The 13,201-nt window shown below is 32.3% G+C and carries 13 protein-coding genes and 1 pseudogene; 5 read left to right on the top strand and 9 right to left on the bottom strand.

Annotated elements, in window-relative coordinates:
* Window positions 1-101: 101 nt before the first annotated feature.
* A complete protein-coding gene (pepF, locus tag ACUXEY_RS01130) occupies window positions 102-1,889 on the top strand; it encodes an oligoendopeptidase F (protein WP_461299862.1) in 1,788 nt (595 codons plus the stop codon).
* A 35-nt stretch (window positions 1,890-1,924) separates the two neighbouring features.
* Here the strand turns inward: pepF and ACUXEY_RS01125 are convergent, their stop codons facing one another.
* Entirely contained in the window at window positions 1,925-3,058 is a 1,134-nt protein-coding gene (locus tag ACUXEY_RS01125) for a serine hydrolase domain-containing protein (RefSeq protein ID WP_461299861.1), read from the bottom strand.
* Between the two features lie 257 nt (window positions 3,059-3,315).
* Here ACUXEY_RS01125 and ACUXEY_RS01120 point away from each other — a divergent pair, with 257 nt between their 5' ends.
* Window positions 3,316-3,546, top strand: coding sequence for a hypothetical protein (locus ACUXEY_RS01120; RefSeq protein WP_429789757.1), 231 nt, complete (start codon window positions 3,316-3,318; stop codon window positions 3,544-3,546).
* 110 nt (window positions 3,547-3,656) lie between these two features.
* Here the strand turns inward: ACUXEY_RS01120 and ACUXEY_RS01115 are convergent, their stop codons facing one another.
* Complete coding sequence (locus ACUXEY_RS01115) at window positions 3,657-4,889, bottom strand: MFS transporter (protein ID WP_461299860.1); 1,233 nt, start codon at window positions 4,887-4,889, stop codon at window positions 3,657-3,659.
* 85 nt (window positions 4,890-4,974) lie between these two features.
* On the opposite strand from ACUXEY_RS01115, the gene ACUXEY_RS01110 reads away from it, so the two are divergent.
* From ACUXEY_RS01110 to ACUXEY_RS01100, 3 genes are all read left to right on the top strand, one after another.
* Window positions 4,975-5,817, top strand: a complete 843-nt coding sequence (locus ACUXEY_RS01110) for a LysR family transcriptional regulator (protein ID WP_166703214.1) — start codon at window positions 4,975-4,977, stop codon at window positions 5,815-5,817.
* A 2-nt stretch (window positions 5,818-5,819) separates the two neighbouring features.
* Window positions 5,820-6,329, top strand: coding sequence for a DUF3916 domain-containing protein (locus ACUXEY_RS01105; protein ID WP_429603100.1), 510 nt, complete (start codon window positions 5,820-5,822; stop codon window positions 6,327-6,329).
* Window positions 6,330-6,422: 93 nt separating this feature from the next.
* Window positions 6,423-7,100 carry a YdcF family protein gene (locus ACUXEY_RS01100; RefSeq protein ID WP_087984054.1) on the top strand — a complete coding sequence of 226 codons (678 nt, stop codon included), beginning with the start codon at window positions 6,423-6,425 and terminating at the stop codon, window positions 7,098-7,100.
* 50 nt (window positions 7,101-7,150) lie between these two features.
* On the opposite strand, the pseudogene ACUXEY_RS01095 reads toward ACUXEY_RS01100, so the two are convergent.
* The 7 genes and pseudogenes from ACUXEY_RS01095 to ACUXEY_RS01065 all read right to left on the bottom strand — a co-directional run bounded on the left by ACUXEY_RS01095 (window position 7,151) and on the right by ACUXEY_RS01065 (window position 13,068).
* Window positions 7,151-8,094, bottom strand: a pseudogene (locus ACUXEY_RS01095) (glycerophosphodiester phosphodiesterase).
* Window positions 8,095-8,625: 531 nt separating this feature from the next.
* The gene (locus ACUXEY_RS01090) at window positions 8,626-9,405 is read right to left on the bottom strand and encodes a hypothetical protein (RefSeq protein WP_461299859.1); all 780 of its coding nucleotides are present in this window, start codon (window positions 9,403-9,405) and stop codon (window positions 8,626-8,628) included.
* Window positions 9,392-10,045, bottom strand: a complete 654-nt coding sequence (locus ACUXEY_RS01085; RefSeq protein ID WP_461299858.1) for a hypothetical protein — start codon at window positions 10,043-10,045, stop codon at window positions 9,392-9,394. The genes ACUXEY_RS01090 and ACUXEY_RS01085 overlap by 14 nt, the downstream gene beginning before the upstream one ends.
* A 184-nt stretch (window positions 10,046-10,229) precedes the next feature.
* Window positions 10,230-10,493: a DUF4176 domain-containing protein gene (locus ACUXEY_RS01080; protein WP_242270465.1), complete on the bottom strand. Its 264-nt coding sequence runs from the start codon at window positions 10,491-10,493 to the stop codon at window positions 10,230-10,232.
* Window positions 10,490-11,266 (bottom strand): hypothetical protein, encoded by a 777-nt coding sequence (locus tag ACUXEY_RS01075; RefSeq protein WP_461299857.1) that lies wholly within the window; start codon window positions 11,264-11,266, stop codon window positions 10,490-10,492. Before ACUXEY_RS01075 ends, ACUXEY_RS01080 begins: the two co-directional genes overlap by 4 nt.
* Window positions 11,267-11,284: 18 nt before the next feature.
* A complete protein-coding gene (locus ACUXEY_RS01070) occupies window positions 11,285-12,268 on the bottom strand; it encodes a WXG100 family type VII secretion target (protein WP_461299856.1) in 984 nt (327 codons plus the stop codon).
* Entirely contained in the window at window positions 12,265-13,068 is an 804-nt protein-coding gene (locus ACUXEY_RS01065; protein ID WP_098225080.1) for a hypothetical protein, read from the bottom strand. The genes ACUXEY_RS01070 and ACUXEY_RS01065 overlap by 4 nt, the downstream gene beginning before the upstream one ends.
* Window positions 13,069-13,201 lie beyond the last annotated feature (133 nt).

Raw genomic sequence — 13,201 nt, 5'->3', positions numbered from 1 at the left:
ATTTTAGCAAGGCTTTTCATTTTCCAGCAGGGATTTTTTGCAATTTGTTGTATTTCATAGTTATATAGGAATATAACTACATATTTAGAAAGGAAATGATTATGACTGAACTTAAAGATCGACTACAAGTAGATGATAAAGAAAAGTGGGATTTAACAGATATTTACCATACAATTGAAGATTGGGAAAGTGATTTCCATAAAATTGAATTATTAACGAAAGAATTACACGAGTTTAATGGAAATATTTACGATGGCAATAGTTTATTAGCTTATTTAACAAAGAGTGAAGAAATATCTAGCATAATATCTTTAATGTTCGCTTATGCACGATTACAATCTGACCTTGATACGCGCGATACTGACGCTCAATCTCTTGTCGATAAAGTGTCACAATTACATGTGAAAGTAAGTGCGGCTAAATCTTTCTTTTCTCCATTCTTACTTAGCGTAGATGAAAACACATTACATTCTTACATAGAAGAGGCAGAAGGCTTACAATATTATAAAGAAGACTTATTTGAATTATACCGTTATAAAAAACACGTATTAAATAAAGACCAAGAAGAGATTTTATCACAAATGGGCGAAGCACTTTCCTCTCCTCAGCATACATACGGCATGTTAAATAATGCGGATATTCTATTTGGTGAAATTACGACTGATGATGGAGAGAAAGTAAATTTAACCCGTGGAATGTATGCAAAGTTAATAGAAGATGAGGATCGCGAAAAACGTAAGGAAGCCTATAAAGCTTATTACAAACCATACGTTCAATTAAAAAATTCTATCGCTTCTACTTTATCTGCTGCTATTAAAAATAATGTTACTGTTTCAAAACTAAGAAACTATCCATCAGCTTTAGAAAAATCATTATTTGGCGACATGGTTCCGAAAGAAGTATATGAAAATTTAATTGATACGACGAAAAAAAACATTCAATCACTACATACTTATAATGAACTTCGAAAAGAAAAATTACATGTAGATGAACTACGCCAGTACGATTTGAGCGTTGATTTAGTAACGGGTGTAAAACAAGACATTCCATATGACAAAGCGTTTGACATCATGATTGAATCACTAGCCCCATTAGGTGAAGAATATATTGAAACATTAAAAAGCTTTAAAGATAAACGTTATATTGACGTGAGAGAAACGCCAGGAAAGCGTTCCGGCGCGTATAACTTTGGTGTATACGGTGTTCATCCTTTCATTCTTTTAAATCATCACGATGATTTAAATAGCCTTTTCACTCTTACTCATGAATGTGGACACGGTATGCATACGCACTATTCACACGGATACCAACCAAGAATTTCTGCACACTATACTATTTTTGTTGCAGAAGTCGCTTCTACAGTAAATGAAGTGCTACTAATTCATCATTTATTAAAAGAAGCAAAAGATGCTAATGTACGTAACCATTTAGTAAACCATTTTATCGACAAATTTAAAGGCACTTTCTTTACACAAATTATGTTCGCTGAGTTTGAAAAAATCACACATGAAATGGCGCAGCAAGGTAAACCATTAAATGCTCAAGTCTTTAGCGAAGTTTATGAAAACTTGTTTAGAGAGTATAATGGCGACTCCCTCGTATTTGACGAAGAAGTAAAATATGGATGGGCTAGAATACCGCATTTCTATCGTCCATTTTACGTATACAAATATGCAACTGGATTCGCTTCTGCAATCCAAATTGCAGATAAGTTATTGAGCGGCGATCCAAATGCTCAAAAACATTATATTGAATTCCTTAAAGGTGGAAGTTCTGACTATCCATTAAACTTACTGAAAAAAGCTGGAGTTGATTTAACTACGCCAGAACCGATTGAAAGTGCACTAAATCGTTTTAGCTCACTTGTTGAAGAGTTTTCAGCTCTATAAAAAAGAAGAGCCTCTTGCTAGAGGCTCTTTCTCTTTCACGTTCCATTTCCTTCAATTAAATCATTCGCCATTTTCCTAAACTCTTGATTGAATGAGTCATTCATACCATTTTGGACGTTAGAAAATAATATGACGAACGTCTTTTTATCCCAGTTAAAATTATTAAATGTATTCCAACCTGCTAATACGCCGTGGTTATGATAATAATCTGGATACGTATAGAAACTAAATCCATATTTTCTTGCAGGTGATGCAGTAAACATATCTAATACGCTTTGTTTAGAGAGCAGTTTCCCATCCATAATAGCCTCATCTAATCTTTTCATATCTTCAACAGTCGTATACATTTCACCACACCCATACAACCAGTTCATTTTCAAACGGGGTGTAACTATTAACTCATTATCTTTTCTCGTATAACCTTCTGCTAAAAAAATATCTTCAGGGAGAGTTGCACCCATTCCAGATTCATGCATTTCAACAGGAGTAAAAATATTTTCTTTCACATATTCAGCGAGCGGTTTATTTGCTATCTTTTCTACAATATACGCAAGTACCATATAATTATAGTCTGTATATTTCCATCCTGTCCCTGCAGGAAATTGCAATTTTTGCGCTCCAATCCACGTTACTAACTTTAATCGTGACGCCGCATTCACCCTACCTTGTCCTTGATCTGGTAATCCGGACGTGTGTGTTAACAAATTTCGTAACGTAATGTTTTTATCTGCTGGAAACGATGGAATATACTTATTTACATTGTCTTCAATATTTAATTTCCCTTTTTCCTTTAGCTGCATAATAGATATTGCAACGACTGTTTTCGTAATAGAACCAATACGATATTTCGTTCTTGGCGTTGTTGCTACTTTATCTTTCACATTTGCATACCCATAACCTTTTCGTAAAATCACATGGTCTTTACTGGCTACAAGAACACTCCCATTAAACCCTTTATCTTTTAAATATTGATCTAGTTTTCCAGCTACAACTTCATAGCGCTTTTTCTCATTCGCATCAACTTCTTGCATATTATCCTTTTGCTTACTATTTACATTAGAAAATGCCTTTATATCATATTTCTTACCTTTATTTGCATGTATTAGCGCAACGACACTCCCACAAAAAATAGCAAAAATAAAGAAAACGATTAACCATTTCTTTAACATAATAGGAACCCTCTTTTATCTAGTTTCACTTAACGTACATCCATTCTGTTCTATATCTTTTAATTTTCAAATATTTTATAATACTACCTATTATTCACCTAAATGAACTAGATTCCTTTTTCTCATATTCAGTTTTCGGCTACTCTCTATTGTATTTCTTTCTTGCAAAATTTCCACCTTACAATCGGATACACCCTACTATAATTTCAATATCTTATGTAACATTTGTTACACATTATCAAAAAGGAGTTATAAACATGAAAAATACTGATAAACGCAATCGTTTAGATGCTATGATGTTTCATTACAGGGTAACAAAAAATAACATAGTTTTAATTGAATATTACGGAAAACAAATTACGATATTAAAAGGAACTGATGCTGAAAAATTTTTAAACAAAATAAATCATGCACATAACGATACAGAAAAACAACTCATTATGGCTAAAGTGACAGGTAATTTCAAAAGAGGCAATGAACGTCAATGAAAACGAATCTCATTTATATTTTGATTATACAACATATAAAAAAAGAAATGTCACTCATTCGGCATTTCTTTAGACTTTCTTCATAAAAAATTTACATTGCTAACTTTCTTTTATTTTTTGTTTTTACCATATAAACTCACTGCCGAAATACTTAATAATAGCACTATACACAACCAAGCATGCGTATATCCTTTTTCATCGACAATATAACCAAATAAAATAGGTGCAACAATAATAGCAATTTGATTGAATGTAAGTGCCAAACTAACTGTTATCCCAACAGAATCTTCACTCGCCAATTCAGCAACTTCGGCTATAAAAAGACTAAACCATCCAATTGAAAAGAACCCTAACAATGCACTTACACCATACAATACTCCACTCGTTATTGTATGTATGCCAATGACTAACAATAGAATCAAACCGATAGAAGCACAGACAGCTATAAATAATGGCGTGCGCCGATTCCCCTTATAAAACAAATCACTACTAGCTGCTAATACAACACGGCCAATCATTCCAGAAAAGAACATCACTGAAAATACTGTTCCAGCTACAATAGATGTGATAGATTGTTCCTTTACTAAAAATTTCATGAAGTGCCCAACTAACACCATTTGCAATGAAATCATGCAAATACCCGTTATATATATTGGATACAACTCTTTTTTTCGTATCACTACTTTTAGCTGCGTCCAAAAAGAAATTTTAATATGTTCTTTCCTAGCATCCTCTTGAACATATGGCTCTTTATAAAACATAAAAAATAATAATCCTCCAATTATACAAATGTATGCCATACTATTTATCGCGTAAGTCACATTATATTGTATTGTAAAAAACGGGATTAGCACTCCCGCTAACGCACCACCAATCGGTATACCAGCTTGCCTTATTCCCATCGCTAATCCGCGATTTTCTTTTGGGAACCATTTTAAAATCACTTTACTTCCTCCTGGCTGGGAAACACTATAGAACATTCCTACTAATAAAAGGACAAATAACAGACCATTAAATCCATTTACTATATTAGTTAGTAAAAACGAACCTCCTAACAAAAATGAACTGATAGAAATCAACAACTTTTCATTATATTGATCGAGTAACCGCCCAACAAAAAGCATACAAAATAACGGTCCCACATTTACAACACTTACTAACAATCCACTCTCCATATTCGTAAGCCCATATTCTTCTTTCCAAAATAAAGAGAAAGCTCCGACACCATATGTTATAAGTGTCGCTGTCGTTTGAGCAATCGTCGCAAACATTAACATAACCCACTTATGCTTACTTTTCATCCTTTCTTCAATTAACACAATAATCCCTCCATCCCCTTCCATTGTATGAAAGTTCTGATATCATATAAAATAAAGGTTCATCATATAATCCATCAAAAAAATTGATACCTTTTCGGAGGGAAGATACGTGGACATAAAAGATTTAACTGTATTTTACGAAGTTGCTAAGGAAAGTAATATTTCTCACGCTGCGAAAAATTTGAACTATGTACAATCAGGCGTAACAATGCGTATGAAACATCTAGAAAATGAATTAGGTGTGCCTTTATTTTACCGTAACGGGAAAGGGGTAACTTTAACTTCTAACGGTGAGATTTTATTAACATACGCCAAACAAATTATCCACTTAATGGATCAATCTATAAAAGCGGTTCAAAGTAATGGAACTGATCCTAAAGGTACTTTGAAAATCGGATGTACAGAATCTACAACCGCGGTAAGGCTGCCATCTATATTAACGGCCTATTATGAAAAATACCGAGAAGTCGAATTGATTTTAGAAACAAATACGACCGAACAACTAATTAGGCTTGTGTTAGAACGAAAACTAGACGGAGCGTTTATAGCAGGATCTACTCAGCATACTGAACTTCATACAAAGTTATTTCGTGAAGAAGAATTAGTTCTCATTAGTAAAAACATTTTATCCTCTCTTAAAAATATAGAAGATATGAATTTACTCGCTTTTAGTCACGGTTGCTATTATAGAAGTTTATTAGAAGACTGGCTTCAAGAAGAAGGCATCTCGCCTAAACGAGTATTAGAGTTTGGAACAATTGAAGCAATACTCGCCTGTGTAAAATCAAATATGGGCGTAGCAATTATGATGAAATCTATATTAAATGGTCATGCACATAACTTATCATTTAATCCTTTACCTAATAGATTCAAAAAAGTTCCTACTACTTTTATCTCTAGAAAAGATATATATCACTCAGCTGCATTACAAAAATTTATGGAGATGATTTAACAATGCGTGAAAAGAAAATACGTGGGATGAAGCGTAAAACAAACACAATGATAAAGCGAATTGAAAAACATACAAAAACGTTCCCTTCTGCTTTCTATTACGATGAATATTGGTATATGCCATTACCAGTTTCCCAAGCTTTTATCAATTCGTGTAAAACACCTAGAAAAGTAAAACGATTATGTATACAAACTCTATTAAATCAAGCAAACCATTTAATAAAAATAAAACCGAGCGATACACATACATATCGAGTTGTTGTTTTGATTTCTATAGAAAGTTTGTGGGATTCACAAATCATTATATTTAAAAATGAAGACTACTTTCATAATTTCTTTAATAGAAATAGTAAATTTCAAAAATGGATTCCTCTTTCAAATGAATCTGATTTTTGGAAGACATGGGGAATTTCAATTTATCCTACCTTTCAAACCTTGCACTTCCAAGAGATCATTTATGATGAAGGTGAATGCTATGAAAAAGAAATTTGGTTTATTGGAGAGTTATCTTAAAAGGGGAATTTTCAAATGAAAAGCTTCCCTTTTTCCACCTAACAAAATCGCTATATAATGAATTTATCATTTTACTATATAGGAGGTTTTCAAATGGTAATCCCTAAATATCCTGATGTCCCTACTCTTACGAAAAAACAAATCGATCAAATTACAGAAATCACTTTTCTAAAAGAAATAACACCACAAAAATGTGATGTAATTTTCGTTTTCGGCGGTTCTCATCCTGGTAATTGGCGAGCTCCTCTAGAAGCTTATCGACAAGGTTTAGGAAATAAAATTATCGTTACAGGTGGTACTAGTTTACATGGCATGAAACATCCGAGCTGGAATTACGGGGATTTGTCAGAAGCAGAAGTAATTGTAAATAAATTAATGGAACATAGCATACCAAAAGACGCTATCATATTCGAGACAAACTCCCTTCATTCTATCGCTAATGTAATGGAAGCGAAAAAGATTTTTGATTTCACAAAAATTAATCGGCTACTATTTGTATGCAAAAGTTTAGGAGCTGGTCGGCAATATAGAGTATTAAAAAAACATTTACCTAACACTGTTACTTGTATTCCATTTACATTTGATACAAGTTTCGATGGTGAGTTTATAATTAATAGATATAATTGGATGGAAAATGAAAAGAGTCGCTCTATGATTTTTGGAGAATACTTGAGAAATGTTTGCTATGGTAGAAAAGGCGGTATTGAGCCACCTGAAAAAGAGGTTGAAGGTTTAGAAGAATATGTATCCTACTACTATAATCTAGCATAATAGAAAAAGGTATACCTAAAACACCGGTATACCTTTTTTGTTATCTCACTTTATTTTTCTTTTAACACACTATGTAGTCGATCAGGATAATTTGTAAACATTCCTGTAGCACCCCATTTCATTAACAATCTCATATCTGGTTTCTCATTAATTGTATAAGGATGAATTAACAGTCCATTTTTCCTAGCCAATTTCATATATGACTCATCAATAATTAGTTCTCCGTTATCATTACGTAAGTTCGGTCCAATACCAACTGCATACTTTTTAATTTCTTGAAAATCTTCATTTGTTACACTTTTCGGTTCATGTGTAATGCCAGACCATTCAACAATCTCATTGTTTTCATTTGGATAATACCAAAGCAGTTGAACTAACGGAATATTTCTATTCATACTATGAATCTTTGTTAAACTATCTTTACTAAATGATTGAATCATAACACGACTAGATGACATGTTTTGACCTACTAAATTATATTTATTTAACAATGCTAACAATTTCTCTTCCATTCCTGGATACACATCTGGTGATTTCGTTTCAATGTAATACTTCATACTTCTCCCATACTTTTGGAAGATTTCTTCAAGAGTCGGAACCTTTTGACCAACATACTCTTGCTTAGCCTTTTCTGGATAAGCTTTATTGAACCAAGATCCTGCATCTAAGCGTTTTATTTCACTTAATGTTTTATCTCGTACTTCACCTGTACCATTTGTAGTACGATCAACTGCTGTATCATGCATTGCAATTAATTGGCCATCCTTAGTTAATTGAATATCTAACTCCAAATAATCCGCTTTCATTTTTTCACTAAATCATAAGAAGCAAAAGTATGCTCAGGTGCATGTCCACTTGCTCCGCGATGTGCAATATTTAAAAACTTATTCTTATTCCACTCATGCTTTCCTTCTGCTTTCGCATGAACAGCTCCCCCAGCAAAAATACTTCCCGTCATAAAGAAAATAACTAATACGCTAATAATTTTTCTCATCCTTTTAACCCTTCCTACGTTGTAAATTTCAACAAGTTAATGAGATTTACACGAAATAGAAGATATACTTTCATTATTTTTATAAGCTTATATTAAAATTCCAATCTTACAAATACAATTCTCCTATGTTATTACTATACTATTTATTTTCCATATCCCTCCTATTTACATGTAACTTCCTATTGATTACATTTCATCAATAAAAAAAGCCATAAATTATTTAGAGGACACTTCTGTATCCCTAAATAAATTTATGGCTTATCTCAAATATCTCCAGCCTCGATTAACTTGTCGAAATTAATCATACCAAACCTATTAAAATTTGTGAATATTATTTTTTCAGTACGGTAAAGCTTTAATCAGTATAAGTTATATATCTATCTTATACTAATTAGTATTTGAACACATCGAATTTTTCCGAACAGCCCGATTCCTATCTAACTTCTTTAATTTCCATTCATACAAGATAAAATTCTATTGTCATTCGACATGATATTTACGTAAATCTAGGCTTTACTTAATTACAAATTCTTAATTTCGTATATCCTTTCTTGCAAGTTTAGGTTTCTTTTGAGAATGTGGTATATTTACATGTCCCGAAGCAGCCACGGATTGTCTCCTTTCCTTCCTTGACAGTTTAGGCTTCTTTTGAAAATATAATTCTTTTAAATGTCGCGAAGTAATACCTTGTTTTTTGAAATCAAAGTAAAAATACAAATGTGTACTTAGCGCTAGGAAAACAACTGAAATAAATGAAAAAATAACGATTAGCACAATCGCCATAGCTTTTTGGCTCAAAATTCCAATACTAACTTGACCAATCATATAACCTAAACCCAAAAAATATACAATTTTAGGGATTTTCACATCTTGATCAGCGATCCCCCTTAAGCGGGCTGTAAAATATTTAATCCAGAATAATTCAGATTTATAAACAATTAAACTATATGCAATAAGCGATAGAATAAAAAATAAAGGAGATTCTATTTCTACGAATTCGTAAGCTAACTTTTGCACAGCTATAAAACTACAAAATGAAATACTTAACGCAACAAATCCAGAATATAGTAAATGTTGCAATTGAGGCTGTCGAGGCTTATAAATGGAAACCCAAATCCCCCATAGATTACATATCACATAAAATGGAAAAGCTGCGTAAAAGTATATATTGTACGGTGGAAATATGAATAAAATGATGAGTAGCATAAAGTTCATGATAACCCACATAAAGGCCCCTACAATATTTCTTATATCAAATGGTATTAATATTCGTATACAATCCACTATGTTGTTGCCATTATATTTGTCCATTATGCATCCCATCCATTTCCTTCCTCTTCAAATCAACATATACCCATATATATACTCCAGATATACTAAGCACAACAGCAAATAAAGAAAAGACTAAAATTAAGACCGTCGCTAAACCGTTTTGTGATAATGTACCTATACATATTTGTCCAATAACATATCCCAATCCTGATAAATACACAATTGGAGAAATTTTTATATTGTCATTTTCTTCATTGTTTAATCGCTTTAAAAAACTTTTCATTCCAATAGAAATCAATTTATAGATTGTAAAAATGTAAAGCACAAAAGTAACAATAAAAAATAGAGGTGTTTCAATTTTAATAAAAGTATATGCAATCTTTTGAATCACTATAAAGCTTCCAAAAGAAAAAGTTATCCCCATAAATCCATTATATAAAATGTGTACCAACCTTGGCTCATTTGGTTTATAAAAAAATACCCATACTCCCCATATATTAGCAATCAAAAGAAAAGGTAAAACTATATATAAGTATATAGTAAAGGTTGGAGGAAATAAAAATGGGGTTAAAATCATAAAATTAATCACTACCCACACCATAACGACACTCGATCTTACACTGTCAGGCGTCAATTTCCGAATAATTTGTTCTGTACTTTTTCCGTGGTATTTTTCCATATTACTCTCCTAAAAACTAAAAAATTTTATCTAAAGTTGCTTTGATTCCATCAGTTTCTATATTAATTTCTATAAAAACATCCAAGCTTATTCCACTCCAATAAAGGTTCCATTTGCTGCATCACTAATAAGAAATAATGTAAAAAAAACTGCTTGTTTAAACAGTTTTTCACATTATTTCTTATTATATTTTAGATAATACATTTTCTTGGAAAGTACGTTCTTCTTGATCTTCATAGCCTGTTGAAACAACTTCTTGAATATCATCATGATTAAATAAATACGTGAAATCTGGGTTAATATAGCCTTCTGGATACGGGCACCCGATATAATCGAATTTTCTTACCTCATCCGTTTCTACTTGTTGTTTCCGCCCGAAAATCATGAGCTTCTTTGTACCTTCTTTTAAAATCACAATAGAGCCTATAGGAAAAAGTTGCGAATTCATTGTCTTTTCTCCTTTCTTGTAAGTTTAGGTTTCTTTTGAGAATATGGTATATTTACATGTCCCGAAGCAGCCACGGATTGTCTCCTTTCCTTCCTTGACAGCCTAGGCTTCTTTTGAGAATGTAATTTTTTTAAATGTCCTGAAGCAATACATTGTTTTTTGAAATCAAAGTAAAAATACAAATGTGTACTTAGAGCTAAGAACACAACGGAAAAAAATGAAGCGAGAATGATTAATACAATAGCCATAGCCTTTTGACTCAAAACACCAATAATAACTTGACCAATCATATAGCCTAAACTTGAAAAAAATACAATTTTAGGAATTTTCACATCTTGATCAGTTGTACCCCTTAAGCGGGCTGTAAAATATTTAATCCAGAATAATTCAGATTTATAAACAATTAAACTATATGCAATAAGCGATAGAATAAAAAATAAAGGTGACTCTATTTCTACGAATTCGTAAGCTAACTTTTGCACAGCTATGAAGCTACAAAATGAAATACTTAACGCAACAAATCCAGAATATAGTAAATGTTGCAATTGAGGCTGCCGAGGCTTATGAATAGAAACCCAAATTCCCCATAGATTACATATCATATAAAATGGAAAAGCTACGTAAGAGTATATATTGTACGGCGGAAATATGAATAGAATGATAAGTAGCATAAAATTCATAAAGAACCATACAAAGCCTACAATATTCCTTATATCAAATGGTATTAATATTCGTATACAATCATCTATGCTGTTGCCATTATATTTGTCCATTATACACCTCATAAAAAATTAAAAGATTTTATCTAATACATTTCCAATTCCTGATTTAACTCTATCTTTTACCGAATCCTGTTTGCCATCATGATTCCAATCACCTTTGTTAAATTTGATTCCATCAGTTAACATACTTAAAAATACAGAGGTACCAAACCCAATGCCAGCCCCAACTACAGTTCCAATTGGTCCCCCAATTACTGTACCTATTGCAGCACCAGCCCATGCACTACCAGCAGTAGAGCCAATCCCGATTGCTGCATCACCAATAATATCACCAGCTATCTTAGTTTTTGACGCTTTATTTTCAATATTTTCCTTTGTATCATTAATTACATCCCATCCTACAGCTGCATAGCCTAAAGCATTTGTTTTTAATTTCAATGAATCTTTAAGAAATTCTTTTGGTGATAAAACATGTCTTTTTACATCGTCTATTTGCTTTACTTCGGCTAAAGGTAATTTTGTACGCCTTATCACATTAAGTCCATTTTTATCCTTTAGTACGGTCCGATTTTGAAATCTTACCATTTCTTTTCCTTTTCTATCTGTGTAGGGTGTTACACGCAAGCCTTTATTATGTAAAGATGCCAATTTATAGGCAGCTGCACCTTCCGTTACGGTACCCAGTAAAGTAAATGCAGACCCTGCAGGGTTATCTTTCCAATCACCAATATCGCCACCAAACGGTGCGAACCAATTTATATCAATTGCTTCTTCTCCAAATGAAACTTCTTGTTGATCAGCCTTCTCAAAACGATCAGCAGCTTTTCTTAATGCATCACTATGTTCTTTTAAAACTGTCGTTATAGTAGCTAACACTGAGCCTGCGTATTGGGATTGATTTAACACAGCATCTCTTCCAGATACTTGGAAAGGAAGATCAAATAACAGCTGATTGATACGTTGATGTGTTTCAGATAGCTCATGAGCTGTTTGTTCTATATTAGAAGCCAGTTTCCTTAAATGGGCAGGAGTAACCTTAATTTCACCGCTCACCTTGTTTCACCGCCTAATGATTTAAGATAAAGCACCATCTTTTTTATCTCTTCAGTAAGAGTAAAGGTATCAAGACAAATAAAATTTGTTTGTGTTTGTTCATTATCTAATACTTTTTGGATTAGCCAATATTGGTTTTGACTATATAAAAACTGAATACAGTCTGTAGACCATGAATCCTTTATATAATAATGAACTTGAACCGTATTTAACTCTTCACGATTATGTATAATGTTTGCTAATTCTGAGGAAGCTTCATCATCTAAGTAAAGTGTCAAGTAGTCTACTAATTGCTTGTGTGATTGAGTTAAAATGTCTTCTTTATATGCAGAAGAAGGAATTTTAAATGTATAATTTGGGCGAGAGAAAGTATTTTTAGGCTGTAATGCTTGATATATAAATTGCCAAGCTACCTCTGGTGTCCCGCATTCTTTAAATGTACATTGTTTATCACCGTTAGCATCTGTTATTACATTTTGTATAACTTTTTTTTCACTAAAATAGAAAATATTTTTTTCTAAAGCGCTGTTTTTACCTATCTGTACTTCAATAACAAATCCTGTAGTTAAACAAATGCGGAAATATTCTAAAAGTTGTTTGTTACATAATGTTTCATCTTCTTTTATTATGAGTAGTTCTTCGTTTGTCCAATTCTCGTGCATTACATCTAATTCTTTGTCTATTTCTTCATCTGACCAATTTTCAAAGGGGTTCTCAATTCCAATCATAGTTTCACGGTCAAACATACCAGTTAATACATATACTTCTTTATTTGATAAAATAAGAGGTTCAATAGTCAAATAGTCCCACTCCCTAGCGTAATATATAATCTCTAGGAAATATAATACAATAAAAAAATGATTCAATCTAGTAATTGCCAACACTTATAACTAAAAACTAAAAAAATTCTAATAACAACAAAGAGAAAGGGAA

The organism is Bacillus sp. F9_6S_D1_P_5 (assembly GCF_054823925.1).
Note: the sequence above shows the minus strand (reverse complement) of the source record. Positions and strands in the feature narration are given on the sequence as shown.

What these genes read in the sequence shown, in the direction of transcription:
- ACUXEY_RS01105 (WP_429603100.1), top strand. Translation starts at nt 5,820, where the DNA reads ATGCGTGAAAAGAAAATACGTGGGATGAAGCGTAAAACAAACACAATG.
- pepF (WP_461299862.1), top strand. Translation starts at nt 102, where the DNA reads ATGACTGAACTTAAAGATCGACTACAAGTAGATGATAAAGAAAAGTGG.
- ACUXEY_RS01085 (WP_461299858.1), bottom strand. Translation starts at nt 10,045, where the DNA reads ATGGAAAAATACCACGGAAAAAGTACAGAACAAATTATTCGGAAATTG.
- ACUXEY_RS01075 (WP_461299857.1), bottom strand. Translation starts at nt 11,266, where the DNA reads ATGGACAAATATAATGGCAACAGCATAGATGATTGTATACGAATATTA.
- ACUXEY_RS01080 (WP_242270465.1), bottom strand. Translation starts at nt 10,493, where the DNA reads ATGAATTCGCAACTTTTTCCTATAGGCTCTATTGTGATTTTAAAAGAA.
- ACUXEY_RS01125 (WP_461299861.1), bottom strand. Translation starts at nt 3,058, where the DNA reads ATGTTAAAGAAATGGTTAATCGTTTTCTTTATTTTTGCTATTTTTTGT.
- ACUXEY_RS01115 (WP_461299860.1), bottom strand. Translation starts at nt 4,889, where the DNA reads ATGGAAGGGGATGGAGGGATTATTGTGTTAATTGAAGAAAGGATGAAA.
- ACUXEY_RS01090 (WP_461299859.1), bottom strand. Translation starts at nt 9,405, where the DNA reads ATGGACAAATATAATGGCAACAACATAGTGGATTGTATACGAATATTA.
- ACUXEY_RS01120 (WP_429789757.1), top strand. Translation starts at nt 3,316, where the DNA reads ATGAAAAATACTGATAAACGCAATCGTTTAGATGCTATGATGTTTCAT.
- ACUXEY_RS01100 (WP_087984054.1), top strand. Translation starts at nt 6,423, where the DNA reads ATGGTAATCCCTAAATATCCTGATGTCCCTACTCTTACGAAAAAACAA.